This window comes from Enterococcus sp. C65 (assembly GCF_040887165.1).
GTDB lineage: Bacteria > Bacillota > Bacilli > Lactobacillales > Enterococcaceae > Enterococcus_B > Enterococcus_B hirae.
Window position 1 is genome coordinate 164424 of the sequence record NZ_JBFOFG010000007.1, and the last position, 18195, is coordinate 182618.

The 18195-nt window shown below is 39.9% G+C and carries 11 protein-coding genes, 1 tRNA gene and 1 riboswitch; of the genes, 1 reads left to right on the top strand and 11 read right to left on the bottom strand.

The genetic code is table 11. From position 1 onward, the window contains the following. Positions 1 to 72 precede the first annotated feature (72 nt). The 6 genes from AB3I12_RS09735 to AB3I12_RS09760 form a co-directional block, all read right to left on the bottom strand. Entirely contained in the window at positions 73 to 900 is an 828-nt protein-coding gene (locus AB3I12_RS09735; RefSeq protein WP_063627623.1) for a class C sortase, read from the bottom strand. Between the two features lie 26 nt (positions 901 to 926). Then, complete coding sequence (locus AB3I12_RS09740) at positions 927 to 2441, bottom strand: SpaH/EbpB family LPXTG-anchored major pilin (protein WP_063627624.1); 1515 nt, start codon at positions 2439 to 2441, stop codon at positions 927 to 929. Next, complete coding sequence (locus AB3I12_RS09745) at positions 2434 to 3726, bottom strand: pilin N-terminal domain-containing protein (protein WP_063627625.1); 1293 nt, start codon at positions 3724 to 3726, stop codon at positions 2434 to 2436. Before AB3I12_RS09745 ends, AB3I12_RS09740 begins: the two co-directional genes overlap by 8 nt. Before the next feature lie 51 nt (positions 3727 to 3777). Beyond that, a complete protein-coding gene (locus tag AB3I12_RS09750) occupies positions 3778 to 8592 on the bottom strand; it encodes a prealbumin-like fold domain-containing protein (protein WP_368015654.1) in 4815 nt (1604 codons plus the stop codon). A gap of 236 nt (positions 8593 to 8828) precedes the next feature. Then, the gene (locus AB3I12_RS09755) at positions 8829 to 10598 is read right to left on the bottom strand and encodes an ABC transporter ATP-binding protein (protein ID WP_063627627.1); all 1770 of its coding nucleotides are present in this window, start codon (positions 10596 to 10598) and stop codon (positions 8829 to 8831) included. 2 nt (positions 10599 to 10600) lie between these two features. Beyond that, a complete protein-coding gene (locus tag AB3I12_RS09760; protein WP_034868009.1) occupies positions 10601 to 12313 on the bottom strand; it encodes an ABC transporter ATP-binding protein in 1713 nt (570 codons plus the stop codon). Positions 12314 to 12430: 117 nt separating this feature from the next. On the opposite strand from AB3I12_RS09760, the gene AB3I12_RS09765 reads away from it, so the two are divergent. Further along, positions 12431 to 13087 carry a TetR family transcriptional regulator gene (locus AB3I12_RS09765; protein WP_063627628.1) on the top strand — a complete coding sequence of 219 codons (657 nt, stop codon included), beginning with the start codon at positions 12431 to 12433 and terminating at the stop codon, positions 13085 to 13087. Between the two features lie 153 nt (positions 13088 to 13240). Here the strand turns inward: AB3I12_RS09765 and AB3I12_RS09770 are convergent, their stop codons facing one another. From AB3I12_RS09770 to AB3I12_RS09790, 5 genes are all read right to left on the bottom strand, one after another. Further along, on the bottom strand, positions 13241 to 13786 hold the full coding sequence (locus AB3I12_RS09770; RefSeq protein WP_010736958.1) for an acyl-CoA thioesterase: 546 nt from the start codon (positions 13784 to 13786) through the stop codon (positions 13241 to 13243). Positions 13787 to 13917: 131 nt separating this feature from the next. Further along, entirely contained in the window at positions 13918 to 14706 is a 789-nt protein-coding gene (locus AB3I12_RS09775; RefSeq protein ID WP_010736957.1) for an alpha/beta hydrolase family protein, read from the bottom strand. A 154-nt stretch (positions 14707 to 14860) separates the two neighbouring features. Beyond that, positions 14861 to 16336 carry an MDR family MFS transporter gene (locus AB3I12_RS09780; RefSeq protein WP_063627629.1) on the bottom strand — a complete coding sequence of 492 codons (1476 nt, stop codon included), beginning with the start codon at positions 16334 to 16336 and terminating at the stop codon, positions 14861 to 14863. Positions 16337 to 16503: 167 nt separating this feature from the next. Next, positions 16504 to 17697 (bottom strand): methionine adenosyltransferase, encoded by a 1194-nt coding sequence (metK, locus tag AB3I12_RS09785; protein WP_034868017.1) that lies wholly within the window; start codon positions 17695 to 17697, stop codon positions 16504 to 16506. Further along, positions 17695 to 17773, bottom strand: a riboswitch (SMK box riboswitch). It overlaps the preceding gene by 3 nt. A gap of 343 nt (positions 17774 to 18116) precedes the next feature. Continuing rightward, positions 18117 to 18188 (bottom strand) — tRNA-Glu (locus AB3I12_RS09790). Positions 18189 to 18195 lie beyond the last annotated feature (7 nt).

Sequence of the window (18195 nt, forward strand, 5' to 3'; positions counted from 1 at the left end):
TTCACTAAGCTTTCTATGGTTATGGGCTTTTTCTCATTGTTGGTTCTCTCAAGTAATCCAACATGTCTTTTTCTATTCTATTGGCTTTTCACGTATGACTCGCAGAATGAACAGGGATAGACTTCCTACAAAGAGCAATAAAATGAGTAAGATCATGAGATTGAGCCACCATTGTCTTTGTTCTGCATTCGCTTCTTTTTGGGCTAGTTCTTCTGTATAAGGCACTCGATGTCCTCTGACTAATAATCGATGGGAATTGATCATATACGGTGTACAGGTGACTAAAGTCACGAGATCTTCCTCTGGATAAATTTTTAGAGAGCTAACGTCGTCAGGGGTCACAATAGTGATGTCATTCACTTCATAGGCCAACTTTTCTTCTGCATAGGTGATAATGAAAATATCCTCCAACTCCAGTTGATCGAGATCCGTAAAAAGTTTTCTTTCAGGAATCCCACTATGGGCAGAGATCACACTATGATTATTTTTGCCACCAGTAGGATAGGATGTGCCTTCCAAAACACCAGCACCATATTGGAGGATCGTTGGGCTTGCATGGTCAAACAGCGGAACACTGATCCTAATCTTAGGAATTTGAATCGAACCAATCAAGTGATTTGCTAAATAATTAGCGAGGTCCGCTTCTTTCCGTCCAGTGTAGGTTGGGAGCGTGATCGCTCCCATGCCTCTTTCTGCTAGTTCTTGATTATACTTTTTGGCTCTTTCTCGTGCCTGTTGCTGTTCTGCTTTCGTTTTTTGAGACTCATTGATACGATAATGATCAACGAGTTGGTTGAAGGCATTGACATAAAAAGGATAACTCGCAATTAATCCACCTGTTAAAAAAAGGAGATACATCACGATCCGAAGCCACTTTTTTGGTCGCTGTTTTTGGGACATTGGATATTCCCTCCTTCAAAACCTGTTTACATTGGCTTTTTTTTCGTTTGTCGATAAACGACGTAGGCTGCTAAGAGAATCAGTCCCCCGATCAGCAGGAAAATATAGATGCCCATACCACCGGTTTCCGGTAAAAGCCCTTGAGGTTGGTTTTCGATCGTAACTAAAGGTGTCTCTGAAGCAGTTGGATCAATTTCAAAAGTGGTATAAGGATCTAAAATGACGTAACCACTTGGAGCCGTCACCTCTTCCAACGTGTAAGTTCCCGCTTTAAAGCCCCGAATATCAAAATAGCCATCTGGTCCTGAGGTTATTTCTGTCCCGACATCATCCCAACCAATCAAGACATTCTCTTCATTCAGACGTGCGTACAATACTTGACCATCAGAATCTTTAAAAATCCGAAAGACCGCCCCGCTTAATAGATTACCATCATGACTATTGATCTTTCTAAATTGATGCTCATTCGTCTTGACTTTTGGTCCATCTAAGATCGTAGGATCCGAGCCAAAATCGATTGTGGCGGTATTATCAGATAGTTGAGTGATTGCATCACCCGTGAGCGACATGTCATAAGAAATCGTGAGCGTTTTTCCTTGTAATAATTCAACCACTTCCTCATTGTCAATGTGGAAAGTAATCGTAAACCCACCATTCGGAGCAGCTGTATCAATCGTAAAATAACTACTAGGTACCGCTACACCATCAATCAATACTTCGATTGAATCAGGGGTCGTTAGTCGCAACCCATTAGTTGGTGTATCCGTGATTTCGAAAAATGCTTTGTTACCTAAGTCACGGGGAACAGCAACCGTCAACAGATAATTTAAGATGTCATCTGTTCCAACATCATAGTAGGTTACTTGATTCCCATCTTGAGTGATTGTTACTTCATTAAACCGACCGCTATCTACTAAAGTTTTCGAATGTTCTTTCAAAATATTTTTAGGATAGAGGTGGATCTCTGTTAGTTCTCCATCACCAGCATAGACTGGCAAAGCCAAAAGTAGTGGGTATGCCATTTCATATATATTCGCTGGTGATTCTTCTTCGACAAAGAGATAAACAGCATCTCTACCTTGGGCATCTTTTCGAGGTAATTGGTCAAAGACCGCAATCCCCTGTCTGTTTGGATCGGTCTCGCCACTTGCTGTTGCTGTCACTTGAGTCTGCAAAGGGCCACTGGCATAATCAGGGGCTCTTTTATATAAAGCCGCATCAGACTGGATTCTTTCCAAGGCTTCTCGTGCTGTTTTCCCATCCTCTCTGATAGAACGAAAATATTGTTCTGTGACATCATAGACAGAAAATGTCACGCCGTCTAACGGATCGCCGCCAAAGTTTTCCATTAGTTCACCAGTATTTTGTTGATACGCTTCTTTCGGGATTTCATCCTGCCAAACACGTTTATGAAGCGTGACATTCACATGCTCTGGGGCTGCTGCTACTGGAAGACTCATTCCTAAAATACTGAATGCCGAAAACAACAACGTAGCAAGCATCACGAATATCCTGAATTTATTCTTTTTACTTTCAGTCATCTTCTTCCCTCCTAGTTTTGTTCATGTACTTCCTTAACAAGTAAGCCAGTAATAACAACGCAATGCCTAAAATAGCTAGCGCTTGTCTCATTTCTGCAGTACGTGGTAACAGACGATTGAATAACTGTTCCGTCCCTGTCGCTGTTCCTCCTTGTCCTCCCCCAGCATCCGTTGGCAGATCATCGTCCTTTTGAGACTCTCCTGCTCGTGAAATGTTATAGATTCTAGGCCCTTTCTCTATCGATTCGTCCTGTTCATCAGAAAAAGGTTCCGACATTTTTTGTTCATTAAGTGTCATGAATAAAAACTCACCTGATTCATTTTTCCAAGTATTTGGGATAAATAATGGAATCTGCCGATTTTCTTCACTGATCTCATACCCCGGAAGAGTTTGCAATTCTTCAAAATAGTATTCACCACCGATCAAAAAATGGTCTGCTATCTTGACACGCCCTGCAGCATCAGAGATGAAGGTTGCGATTGCTTCATCGTTTAAGGGATCATCACTTTGTTTCCACACATCCCCTAATGCCTCCTGATTTTGCGCTAAATAGATTTTTTCCCCAGCTTCGTTATAACGAAACAGGGAAAAAATCACACCTTCGAGAGGTTCGGTCTGCTCAGTGTCTTCTTCTTTGCCATATTTGTAAAAATACGGTTGTCGAAAATACCCAGCATTTTTAGGATAAAGATGAATCTGAGTCAGCTCTACTTCATTTAGTGGATCCATTAGAGGCAAGCCAATCATTATCGGTGCAGCATTTGTCACATTGAAATAACTAGTTTGCTGGGAATGATCCTCAACGATCAGATAAATTCCATAGTGACCGTTGTGCTTTCTGGGAACATCGACCACACCCACTCCTTCGCCAAATTCAGCATGAGTCTGCGTTAGGACAGGACTACCTGTCACTTCTTCTAATTGCTGCTCTGCAATAAATTGTTCGATCTGGATCGGGTTCATCTGTCCCAAGCGTTTAGCTAAAGCTTGCGCATCTTCTTGTGATTGAAGATAATAATCCGTCAAATGATAGACATGAAACGTGGCGCCATTATAAGGAACACTCAGACCAAGGCCATTTAAGTTAGCCAATTCATTTTCTGTCAATTGTCTGCCATTTGATGGAGAGGTCTGTGGATCTGTGATCGACTCATCTACAAGGACTCTCTTGTGTAAGATGAACGTCACAGTCTCAGGATCAGTAGCATAGCCTCTATATGGGAAGAATCCGGTTACTAACAGCAGACCTAGCAGCAGCCATTGAAACATTCTTTTTTTCTGCATATCCTCTACTCCTTTCTCATTTGCTGAAATGCCATCAGACCGTCCTAATTACTATTTGCTATTTCGCTTACTTCTCAAGCGATAGAACAACCAACCTAGTAATAAAACAATGGTAGTGAGGGCTGCAATTAGAAAGAAGCGAAGTCCAGGTCCACCTGTCATTGGCAATAAGCCAGACGTTTCCGTATTCATGATTGGTACGACTTCCATTTCGTCCAAGTTTTGGACAGCTTCATGTGGTTGTAACAAAATGTAATCTGTATCAGCTAGCCTAAATCGTTCAGAAAGGTCACTACCTTCGTGATCAGTAATACTTATTTCTCTAATGTAATAATGATAAGCTTGACCATCTGGGGTAAATTTCTCTAAGCGGTTACTGATCCATTTCAACCCTTCACCTGTATCTCCTGGCGTTAAGAGAATCGTTTGGATTTTCTGCTTTTCCCCTTCTTCGACACTTCTAAATAACTCAAAGGTAATGTAGTTAATGCTCGAGTAATCTAAATCGCTGAATTCAAATTGTTTCTCAAATCCCACATAGACACGTTCAGGGGTACTTTCAGGTGTCGTGCTATTTTTCAGGATGATTTGCCAATTTTGATTAGCATCTTTCACGATCTTATTGAGATTATCAACTTGATCGCCCTCTTCCCCACTACTTAAATCAAAATATGGTTGCAGGTTTTTTCCTGTTTTGGTATTGATGATGCTGGTTTCTTTTACGATATATCGATAATCCTCACCTAGATCGGCTAACTCTTCGACCAGCACTTTAAACTCATTCTCCTGATTCAAAGTGAAAGTCATGGGTGTGAATGAAGCATCCAAGCGCCACTCATCGCTTTGTTCATGCCGTTGTTCCCTTAATAAATTGACCGTAATTTCATAATCTTCTTTGATCTCCTCTGGTACTGCCGCATTAGGCGTGGTAAAATCCCAATTTTTTTCGATCATGAAAGGCTTTGGTCGGTTTTCAACAGTCAACTTGAACTGTCCATTGTCTAATTGGATTGTTGCTCGTTCTTGTGTCACTGGAATCCCTTGTTCATCGGTGAAAAAAATTTCCTCTTCTCTACTAGTCGTTCCTGATGCCTGTACCTTGAAATAAATGGGCTCTGGTAGTACAGCAAACGGACCTGCTGGTGGAGTAATCTCTGTCAGACGATAGATTCCGTTCGTCAATCCATAAGCCTCTTCTTCATGAACACCACCGATCTGAGTAGGATTATCTACCGTAAATGTCCCTAATACTCTTTCAGGAAATTGTTCTTGGAAAAAATTTTTAGATTTTTTCTCTAAACGGAATTCTGAACCTGTAAGGTCATTTCCTTCGTGATCGGCTTTATAGAATTCCACGATTCGGTGGATTCCTGAAGCATAACCTTCGCCCGTCGTGATGTCCGTAATGGATTCTTCCGTCACTTTTTGTTTTCCATTCAAGAAAACACCTGCACGATTATTGACAGAATCAGCGGTTGTTTGGGCAGTATATTCTACGATCAATGTTTTATCTGTCACTTCTGACTGACCGGTATTATCACCTACAACTAATTGGAAATGAGCAGTTTTTTGCGATAAATTGATCAAACCGTCCGCAGCTAACTGGTCAAAGGCGGTTTCTGCCTTCACACCTGGCTCACTTAAAGCTCTTCCTGTTTGCTGACTGATCCAATGAGCTTCACTTGTATCATTTTCTGGATTTGCTTGCCATTCAAAGATTTGATAAGCACCTCGCCCATCTACGCCAATGTACTCTGGCAAATATGGGACTAAGAGTTGTTGTGGTGCCAACAGTAGAAAATCTTGTTCATCGATTAAACGGCGTATTTTTTCAAATTGCTGAGTCTGGGGATTGTATTTTCCTTCAAAAACGTTGATTCGATATTTTCCAGTATCGGGATCTAGCAGAAGCGTCGTTTCTTCTTCATGATCCATGAGATCAAAGAGATACAAATTCTGGTATTTGGCGCCACCTGGATTCACGATCACGCGGTAGGTGATATGTTCGCCGTCGTCTGCTACTTCACCCGTCTTGATCACTAAACTTTCTGTCGGTATCGTGACTTGCGTTTCTACTTCTGTCTTGCGCCCACCAGGACTTGTCAGTGTCACTATATTTTTATAAGAACCTGCTAGTAATGGATTATCAGCTAGTTCTTGAGTGGCAACATAATCGGCAATGAAGAAGATAACGATTGGTCGATGACTCTCTTTTAAGAGAACGATCCGCATCAATTGTGTTTGCGGATCATATTCTAGGCGATAATCCGTACCTTCCACTAGTCGTTCATTCCCTGTATAATCTCCTGCCGCTATTTTCCAGCGGTGTTGATTCGTATCAGGATCAATCGGACCAGTTAGGTTGGCGGTCCCATGAAAGACGTGAACAGAGTCTGGCTTAAACTCCCAACCAGCAAGGGCCGAAAAATCATCTTCAATGACGGTTCCTGCTGGTAATGGACCACTGGAAGGATTGAATTCTAGACGAAACAGTGTTTGGTAGCGATCAACGATTCCAGTGTAGACCGGTTGTCGGCTCTCATTTGAAAAACTTTCATCTGTCCAATATTCAAACGTTCCGATATTTCCAGCATCAGCTTGTTCTGCATCTTCAGCGATTGCTTCTTCATACTTTTGTCCTGGCTGTAGGAATAACCCTTTTTTATGTCCATCGTTTATGAGGCTATAGTGCCAATTGCCAAATGTTCCATAACCAACTGAATCTTGAGAATACTGAACGTCTCCTTGTCGCCAAGTTGCTTTGGCGTAGTTGAAGAACGTAATATCTGGATGGATATATGTTCCACCTAACCAAGGATAGATCCCTTGGACTACTGGATCGCTGGAATAGTAATTACTTCTATTGAACTGAGAAGGATCTTCATCCCAGATTTTTAAATACCCTCTACTAGATAACTGATGCTCTTTCGTTGAAAAATGAATCTTAATGGTTCGATCCGTTGTTTCATAATCTCCAATCAAGCGGATCGTAAACCCTGTTTGATAAGCACTATTCGCTTGATGTAAATAACTCCCATCCGGCAACATCAATCGTTCGCCTGGTTCAGAAAGATTATGCAAAACCAACTCAAAATCAACACCCTTTTCTAATGTGTTGCCTACGTCATCTGTGATGACTAATGTCGATTCTAGTAATGAGCGAGCATAATAGATCCATTTAAAAGGACGAACATTGTTCTCATAGTAGCCGTGATAGTTATTAGGATCGAACAATCGCACGAGATCCTCTTCAAAGATGATGGAAGAATCACGGATTTCTACTTGTTCAACTAATTTGTTTTCCTGATTGAACAAAATCTCCCAATGTTGGATCTGCTGAGTCTGGTCACCCCCAACTCCACGTTTTACGATCCCTGGCATGCTTGGGTTAGGAATGATTCCGCCAGCGCTACCTTCACCAAAACTTCCTTGGATTGCATGGTTGGAAAACTGGATCGTATCCGCTGAAACCTGTCCATCCGTCGTTTGTATCCTCGTTTGGTAGGTGATTCGGTAGGTGCCATTCGCATCCCCTGGTGGTGTGAGTGTCATCTCTGTGTTTTCTGCATTGAATCCGACTGTAAAGCCTTCCGCATTCGTTCCAGTGATCTGCAGTGAGTTTTGTTCAAAGGTATGGCTCGCAGCATTTGCTGGAATGACGGATAATCGATCGACGATAGGGTCTTTTTCACCATCGACGTAATAATACGTGTCGATTTGCCAAGTCACGAGTACATAGTCATACGCTTCTCGATTACCTGTTGGTTGACCAGGCTCATCTGTCGCCTGATAAAAATCAATTTTGTCTGATCCATTTGGATTTTTAGCTATTCGTTTTGAAAAGTCTTGTTTTACGATATCAAATTCGACATCATTCGTTTCTGTCCGACCTAATTCATCACTTTCGACAATGAGTTGATTATGAACAGTTGGTTGGCTCAGATCTTTGACTCTGGTACGGATGATTAATCGATAAGCCGTTCGTTTAGGCGTTTCGTTATTTTTGATCGTCCAAGTTATTTGGTTGTCTTGTTGCGCTTGACTATAATCACTTGCTAATAAAGGATGGAACTGTTCATCTTCCACTTCTTTCTTTTGGATACTAACTGACACAAATTCCTGGTTATCACCAAAGAAATCTGTGATTTTCACATTTGTCAACGCCCGATGTTCTTCGTTGATCAACGCTTCCCATTCAACAATTCCAGTATCCCGATTAAAACTAATCCCCTGTTTTTCAACGATCTCTTCCCCTTTAACAATGATCGGCACTTCAACTACACCATATTCTCCCAAATCCACGATCAATTCTTCGGTAATATTATCAAAACTCGTATCAATAGAAAACGAGCCCTGAATCTCACTAAAATTATAAATACGGGTATTAAATTGGATCGCTATACTACGATCCTCATTTACATAAAACGTACCAAAAGAAAATCGTCCAGTTTCATCCATCAATTCACCCGATAGACCACCTGCTGGAATCAATAATGTGTCAGGAATATTTTCAATGATCGTATAGCGTTCATTAGCCATTAGATCGCCACTAGGATAAATATCGTCATCGACCAACCACCAATTGATTTGAAGGCGGACATTCGTATCGCTTGGAACGCCTGTTTCGGGCAAATCACTCGTATACGTGCCGTCTTTTTCAGGATCGATCATCAATTGGACGCCGTTATCATTGTTCCCGTAAGCCTCACCTAATTGAAAACCTGTTGGTTGTCCAGTTACCTGGAAATGACCATTTGAGGAAGCATGGACTAGCGGCCCCATCAAAAAGAGCGGGTTGGACAAAGGAACCAAAATCGTCAAGAGCATCATCAATTGTAAGCACACCTGCCTTATTTTTACCTTCATACCCATTACCTGCCTTTTTATAGTTTTTAAGGAGCGCCTTATTTAACATGAAATATAACAGGTTTCTTGAAACAGCTTACTTCAACTTTTTCAGACAAGTCTGAAAAATAACGATTCTTATCTCACAATAGCTAAAGTCAAAGAGATCTCTATATGCAAAAAAAGACTACTTAGAAAAGAGCCATTCCCTCTTCTAAGTAGTCTATTAGTTAGCTTATTTGTTCATCAAAAACAGATTATTCAAAGACAAACTGATTATGATAAAGTTCAGCATAGAAGCCATCTTCTGCCAACAACTGATGATGATTTCCTTCTTCGATTACTTTTCCATCACGTAAAACAACAATACGATCCGCATTTAAAATCGTTTTTAACCGGTGGGCAATCACAAAGCTGGTACGTCCTTTGATTGCTTCGTCCATGGCTTTTTGGATTTTAGCTTCTGTTACTGTGTCCACGTTACTTGTTGCTTCATCTAAAATCAACAATGCAGGATTCGTAATGATCGTTCTGGCAATACTGATCAATTGTTTCTGACCGGTACTGAACAAGTTGTTTTCTTCAGATACTTCTGTTTCATACCCTTTTTCTAGATTCATGATAAAGTCATGAATATTCGCCTGCTTAGCGGCATTGATCACTTCTTCATCTGTCGCATCAGGTTTCCCAAAGACAATATTGTCGCGAATAGTACCCGAGAATAGGACGGATTCTTGTAAAACGATTCCTACATGTTTTCGTAAAGCATCTAAATCATACTCACGGATGTCTGTCCCATCAATCGTTACTGCACCACTATTCACATCATAAAAACGATTCAATAGATTCATGATCGTTGTTTTACCTGAGCCAGTCGGTCCAACTAACGCGACCATTTCGCCTTTATTTACATCAATAGATACATCATTTAACACTAATTTATCAGGGTTATAACCAAAATCAACGTGTTCCAAAGATAAGCCTTTATCGATCCCATCAAAGGATTGACCATTCGCTGGTTTTACTTCATCTTTTTCAGCAAACATCTCATTCAGTCTACGTGCCCCTGTGATCGCTAATTGGATCATGCTATAACCAGATGAAATTTGCATCAATGGTTGATAATATTGTTGGGAATACTGAACGAATGTGACTACCAATCCTAAAGCAACCGAGCGTTCCAGATCCCCATTCAGTGCTAACCATCCACCAAAGAAGATGACGATTGCGGTATTCACTAAAGACATCCCTTGCATCATTGGGAAAAGCAATCCTGAATAAGCTTGTCCTTTAAACGTTGCTTTACGAACAGTCTCATTGTGTTCTAAGAAACCATCAATTGTCTCTTCCTGTAATCCATTGGTGATGATGACACGTTGACCACTGATTTTTTCATCCATATAGCCGTTCAATTTCCCAACTTCGTCTTGTTGTAAATCAACGTATTTTCTTGCCTTTTGGATAATCAAAACAGCAATCAAAACTGCCACTGGTGTAGAAGCAATTGTTGCCCAAGCTAACTCAACATTTTGGCGGAACATCATAATCAATATCCCAAAAAGTAAAACGATATTGGTGATTACTTGGAGCAAAGCTTGGTTCAAACTATTTTGGATATTATCTAAATCACTCGTAAATCGACTAAGAATTTCCCCATCTTGATGAGAATCAAAGAAGCGGATCGTCAATTTTTCTAGTTTATTGAATAAACCAATACGCATCCGATTCGTCGATTTACCCACCACTTGCGTAAATAAGATACTGTAAATGAAGTTTGCGGCACTCGCTAAAACATAAAACATTAATAGTTTCCAAATAATGGAAACGAAGCGACTCTTATCATCGACTCCTTGCATCAAAGCCCCAACATAGTTGGCTAGTTCTTGAAAGGCTTCTCCGATATATTGTGGTGCCTTCACTTGAAGATAAGTGGCAATGATAACTGTAACAAAAATAAAGAAAAAGGAGACCTTATACCGTTTTAAATAGTGATAGAAAAACTTACTGGCTTTTATTAAATCAGTCATGGCTACTCCTCCGTTCCTTTTTGTGTTTCGAAAATTTCTTGGTACACCCGATTGGTTGCTACTAGTTCTTCGTGTGTTCCTTCACCCACTAATCTGCCTTCATCTAATACAAGAATCCGGTCTGCTTTGACAACAGAAGCGATTTTTTGAGCGATCACAATTGTAGTAGTGCCTTTTAATTCTTTTGCTAATGCTTCACGAACCAACTTTTCAGAACGTGCATCTAATGCACTGGTACTATCATCTAAGATCAAAATCTTAGGATCACCAATGACACCTCGGGTAATAGACAACCGCTGTTTCTGTCCACCTGAAAAGTTACTACTACGTTCTTCCACAGGAGCCTCATAGCGATCTGCTAATTTTTCGATAAATTCTTGTGCTTGAGCAATCGCAGAAGCATGTTCCATATCTTTTTCAGAAGCATCTTTTTTCCCTTGACGCAAGTTTTGCGCAATCGTTCCAGAGAAAAGGATCGCTTTTTGTAAAACAAAGGATACAGTGTGACGTAAGCTTTTTTCATTGACTTGTCTTAAATCTACGCCGCCTACTTCCACTTTTCCTTCTGTTGGGTCAAACAATCGTGGAATCAACTGAGCGAGTGTCGATTTACCAGCTCCTGTTGCACCAACAATCCCCACCATTTCCCCTGGTTGGATCGAAAAACTGATATCTTTCAATGTGTCTGCATCATCGCCAGGATAACGGAAAGAAACATGATCAAAAGTGACTGATCCAGTTAAATCCTGTTCTGGCACATCTTGGTATGTTAAATCTGGTTCTGTGTCTAAGATTTCTTTGATCCGTTTCAATGAAACTGCAGCTCTTGATGTCATCATCATCATCATTCCACCAATAATGATTGCCATCATGATCTGCATCAAATAGTTCATGAAAGAAGCCAAACCACCGATTAAGGTTGGATCATCTTTTGCTAAATCACTAACAAAAAAGATTGCGCCAACTACTGCTAAATTAGCAGCCAACATAAAGGATGGAATCATCACAGAAAACAAGGTTCCCACAATGATGTTGTGTTTCGTTAGATCTTCGCTGACTTTACTAAACTCTTTCAATTGATTGTCTTCTTGGACAAAAGATTTGACTACACGGATCCCCATAAGATTTTCTTTGGCAATACTATTGACTTTATCAATCAGTTTTTGGATGATCATAAAATGTTTACCCATTCTGGTAAATGATAAAGCTGTAATCAAGAAAACTGCTACGATCAATGCGACAATGATCCACCATAATTGCGGCATCGTCATCATTGCCAAAACAAAAGCCCCGATAAACAGAAATGGAATTCTAAAGAGCGATTGTAAAGAAATCATGACTAGGTTTTGAATTTGTGTAATATCATTTGTTAGTCGAACTACCAGATTTCCAGCAGAGAATTTTTCGATATTTCCAAATGAAAAAGTCTGGATTTTACGAAATGCTTCTTCCCGAATATCAGCACTAATCCCTTGTGCCACTTTCGCTGAAAAAATCGTATTTGAAACTCCAGCTGCCAGTCCTAATAAAGCTAAACTGATCAAGTATACACCGATCGTTTTCATCTTGTCGTTATCTTCTGTAATAATAGCTTCTAATACTTGTTGTAAAAGCTTCGGTTGCCATAATGCGGCACTTACCATAATCGCTACAGAAAACAATGAAATAAATACAGCAACTTTGTATTTTTTTGCATGTCTTAAAATTAAGCCCATTGGTTGTTACACCCCTTTTTATTAAAATTGACAGGTCTTATTTAACACTGTAAAATAAGGCCGACTAACAATTTACCATGTTTAAAAAAATATTGCAATACAAGAGGTTGATTAAATTTGGAACCAAAGCTTTCCCAAGAAATGATTATCAAATCTGCTTTTGCGATTCTGGCAGAAACGCAAGAACTATCAAAACTATCTATGCGAAACCTTGCTCAAAAAGTTCAAGTAAAAGCCCCTGCGCTTTACTGGTATTTCAAAAATAAGCAAGACTTGCTCCAAAAAATGGCTGAATTCATGGAAAATGAACTAATCATTCCCAATCCTCATTTACCTTGGCAGGAACGCCTTATTCAATTCATGGAAAACTACTACGACCTTTACATCCACTTTCCTTGTGGTGCAGAGCTAGAAATCAATACCGTTCCTTCTTATGCGAGTCGTTTGGAACACTTAGAAATGATGATCCAGATTCTTATCCAAGCGGGCTTTTCGATTGACCGTAGTCGTCAAGCAGTGTTTGCTCTTCATAACTTGTTGATTGGTCAACTGATGGATCAACAGCATGAACAGAATCTTCGGCACAAAATCATGACCGGTAATCACTTACTCAAAGATGCTATTCTTTCTATGAGAAGTTATGTCGAAGAAAATGCACTAGTTGGAATAAAGGCTAGTATCACCGCTCACCAGGACCAAGAAAATGAAAAACAACTCTTTCTTGATAGCGTGACGATCTATCTTCAAGGGTTGGCTGTACAAAAAGAATCGTAAACAAAAAAAGACATGAAGGCAAGTTCGCGAACTTGCCTTCATGATTTTTTGTTTACTGTTTGAGTTGACTACGTGAATAAAACTTCCTATTCCACAAGTAATAGTCAGTTTAGCTACTAGTTTAGCCATTTCACTTATCCTAGATGAAGCATTCTAATCATCTATTCCTTCATTTTTTAACCAAGGAAGGTCTGTTGATAATTGAGCAGCAAAAGCTCGGTAGTCTTCTCGTTCTTGTAAGCGCTGTTTGCGACGTTTTTCGTATCCTGCGCACACTAGTTTTTCTTCTGCCGTGTCAGGTATGACTTTAGGTACTGTAAATTCCGTTTCTTCATTCATATGAGACGGAACAGCGACAAATGTTGTAAAACAAGTTGCGGCTAAGTAACGCTCCCCAGTTGTCAGATTTTCTCCAATAATTTTAACGAATACTTCCATCGATTTATGATGAGTACCACTTACATAAGATTCTACACACACAGAATGGTTTTCATGCAATGGCTTCAAAAAATTCAAGCTGTCTAAAGAAGCAGTAACTGCACCTCTACGACAATGTCTTGTCACAGAGATCGACGCAGCATCATCGATCATCGTCATCAATTTTCCACCAAATAAAAACCCAAAAGGATTAAGATCGAATGGAAAAATCCGATGTGTTTGGATGACTATCGATTCTTTACAATGTTTTATCTCTTCCAAAAAAACACCTCTTTCAAATTATTACCTTATGATTCGTCTTAGAAAAAAGCTAAGGCCAAGACAATGTCCCAGCCTTAGCGATCGTCCTGAAAAATAGTCTCAAAAGCTAAGAAAGATCAAGGGTTCTTCACCTATTTTTCTTCAAATAACCATTCCAAAGCACGTTGAATCCACTGGTCCCAAAATACCCAGTTATGTTCGCCAGGACCATGTTCGAAGGTTACGCCAATCCCATTTGCTTTCAATGAATCAGTCATTTCTTGATTTGCTTGATAAAGAAAATCTGATTCCCCACATGCCAAGTAGATACGAGGTGCTGTTTTGTCACTCTTTACTAATTCTTCTAATAAATACTGAGGATCATTAACTGAACCTTTGATCTGATCTAACGGTCCAAATACGCCCTCCCAGAATTTTGCCTTTCGAATCATCAATAAATCATCCATCCGATTGCCTACTGAAATGGCTCCTGATAAAGAAATGATTGCAGCAAAATTTTCTGGTTTTGCCAGCCCAAGTTTCAAAGCACCATAGCCACCCATTGATAATCCAGCAGCATAAGTCTTTTCTCTTTTTGTCGTTAATTGTGGAAACAGTTCATGACAGATTTCAGGAAGCTCTTCTGAAATAAACGTCCAGTATTTCATATCATAGGCCGTGTCGGTATACCAACCTAGATCAGTAGAAGGCATAATGACCGCTAATCCATGGTCTGCGACATATCTTTCAATCGACGTCCGACGCTCCCAGACACTATGATTTCCTCCCATTCCGTGCAGAAGGTATAAGACAGGAACATCTGTTGTCGCTTGTTGTGAACTCGTACCGATCACTTTATTTGTTGTTTGTGGAAGGATTACATTCAGGTTTACTTCCATCTCTAAAACATTTGAATAAATATTTGCTTGAATAAATGCCACGTTGAAACATCCTCTCTAAGGTGTGAAAAATAGTGTTTTTGACCTGACCAATAATGACAAATTTTGATAAAACAACTATTCTAACACCGGTTATCGTTGTGAAATAATTGGTCAAACGACCTCACAAAGTAACATTTAGTACTACTTTCTTGTACTAATACTCTCTTATTCTATCACTTTTTTCACGAACGACAAATGTCAATGCAAAAGCGATCACTACTAGTAATAGCCCCACAAAATAGACTTGGTGCAATCCTTCATATAAAATCTTCCGTAAAGGCGTGATCAACTCTGGCGCAATATTTTTAGCTGTTTGTGGGTTGACTAGCTTATTCATGATATCTGCATCATTCGTCAAATTAGTCGCATTCAGCTCCCGTTGTGTTACTCCATTGATCAATAAGCCAAAGACTGCCACCATCACAGTTTGTCCAATCGTCCGCACCAATGTATTGAACGAGGTAGCTACCCCTAGTTGATCTCGAGACACACTATTTTGGGCACTAACAGTTGAGGTAGTCATCGTGATTCCTAGTCCTACACCAATGACCGTTGAAATAGCAAAGAACCATAAAAAATTACTTTCAAATGGCATTAACCAGAGCCAGGCACCGCCTAGAGAGGCAATCAATAGACCAATTCGCAATACCCAATTCGTTGCCATTTGAGTCATCCACTTACTTGCTAAGAAAGAACCGACCATCCAAACGAGAGAAAGCGGTGCTAAGACTAATCCCCCTACTGCAGCATTTAGCCCCAATACCCCTTGCATCCACATCGGGATATACACATCGATGCCCATTAAGAACCCACTGGCTAAAGCTGCTGCTAGATTCACGACTACAAATAGTGGATTAGCAAAAAGATGCAACATGATCACAGGGTCTTTGGCTCTTTTTTCGGCTGCAATAAATAAAAATAATAGAAGAAGACTTCCGATCAAAAGCCCGATCACTACTGGAGTAAATCCTTGATCCCCTAACAATTGAAATCCAAGAAGTAAAGCAACCAACATCGCCATCAAACTAAAACTACCGAATAGATCCATCGGTTTCGACTCATGTTCTCTCTGTGGTTCGTTCAAATAAAGCCAGATCAAAACCATCAATAAAAGCCCGATCGGTACATTAATAAAAAAGATCCAATGCCAACTGATCGTTTCTACAATAAAACCTCCAGCTAATGGTCCAAAAACACTAGCAATTCCCCAAGCCGAACTGTTCAAACCTAAAACTTTTGCTCTTTTTTCAATCGTATATAAATCGCCAATGATCGTTAACGCCACTGGCATCATTGCTCCAGCGCCCATTCCTTGAACAGCACGAGCAGCAATCAACCCCATCATGGTTTGAGAAAGTCCACAAAATAAAGAACCAATAATAAATAATAGCGTTCCAAAGATAAAAATAGGTTTTCTCCCCACTTTATCTGCAAGTTTGCCATAGATCGGTGTCAGCATCGCATTCGTTAGTAAATAAATCGAAAATACCCAATTCATGATCTCCATACCGTGAAGAGAGCCGACGATCGTAGGCATCGCAGTGGTCACGATCGTTCCTTCAATTGCTGTCATGAAAGTTGCAATAAACACACTGATCGTTACTAATTTGACGTTTGTTTCTCTTTTCATCTTATTCCTCCTTTTTTTGTTGTTGCCAAATAAATTTTAGCCAAAAAAAATAGGCTTTATCATTTATCAAAAACACGAATCAAAAACGACCATGGATTTCTCTTCAGTCGTTAGGATAAAAAAACTGGAATGATCCCATAAAGAGAACCATTCCAGCCATCAAAAAGCTATTTTGCTAAGCTTGCTTTAATTGCATCAACTTTATCTGTTTTTTCCCATGGCAATTCGATATCCGTACGACCGAAATGACCATAAGCTGCTGTTTGACGATAAATTGGACGACGTAAATCAAGCATTTCAATAATACCTGCAGGTCGTAGATCAAAGTTTTCTCTCACAGCGGCAATCAAGTCTTCTTCTGGAACAGTTGACGTACCAAAAGTATTGATTGAAATAGATACAGGTTGTGCAACACCGATCGCATAGGCTAACTGAACTTCAGCTTTTCTTGCCAAACCAGCTGCTACAATGTTTTTCGCAATGTAACGAGCGGCATAACTTGCTGAACGGTCAACCTTAGTAGCATCTTTCCCAGAAAATGCTCCACCACCATGACGAGCATAGCCGCCATATGTGTCAACGATGATTTTTCTTCCCGTCAACCCAGCATCTCCTTGAGGTCCCCCAATAACAAAGCGACCAGTAGGATTGATGTAGTATTTTGTGTTGTCATCAAGTAATTCAGCTGGAATAACTTCTTTTATTACTTTTTCAATGACGTCATGACGAATTGTTTCATTGTCCACTGCATCATCATGTTGTGTTGAAATAACGATGGTATCCACTCGTTCTGGCTGACCATTGTCATCATATTCAACTGTTACTTGTGATTTTGCATCTGGACGTAGATAAGTTAATTCATTGGATTTACGTAAATCAGCTAAACGACGAACTAGACGATGGCTTAATGCAATTGGTAAAGGCATTAATTCAGGTGTTTCATCGACTGCAAAACCAAACATCAATCCTTGGTCTCCAGCACCGATCTCATCCAATACATCTCTCTTCGCTTCGTCACGAATCTCAAGTGCTTCATCAACACCTTGAGCGATATCTGGTGACTGTTCATCAATTGCAGCTAATACAGCTACTGTATCTCCATCAAAGCCAAATTTTGCTCGTGTGTAGCCGATCTCTTTGATCGTTTGACGTACCACTTTTTGAATATCCACGTAGGCAGTGGTTGAGATTTCTCCAAATACCAATACAAGACCAGTGGTAACAGATGTTTCACAAGCCACACGTGCATTTGGATCCTTTGCTAAAATTGCATCCAAGATCGCATCACTGATTTGATCAGCAACTTTATCTGGATGTCCTTCAGAAACAGATTCTGAGGTAAATAAATGTCTTTCTCCCATAGTGATTCCCCCTAGTTAAATTCGGTTACAAGGCATCTCCGCCGATGACGGATCCTCTCGGGAACTTGCAACGAACCAAGTATAGCAGATATTTGAAATTTACGCTTGTTTTTTTAACGTAATTACTTAAAAATTTGAATAGTTCACTGATAATGCTGTTTATTTCCTTTATCCCAGGTAATCATTTCGCTTCACTATGCTACACGTTTAAAGAATAGCAAATAAAAAAGGTTCAAAGTTTAGGAGCATAAGTATACAACAAATCCTTTGCAGCAGAATCAAATTTTTTTCATTCTATTTCTGATCACCTATAGAATCAAATAAAAAGACCTAAAACAATCATCGCCTACGATAACTATCTTAAGTCTTTTGAAATCATTCTTACAAATAAAAAAAGATACTTTAGAAAGTATCTTTAATGACCCGTACGGGATTCGAACCCGTGTTACCGCCGTGAAAGGGCGGTGTCTTAACCGCTTGACCAACGGGCCAGGTGAA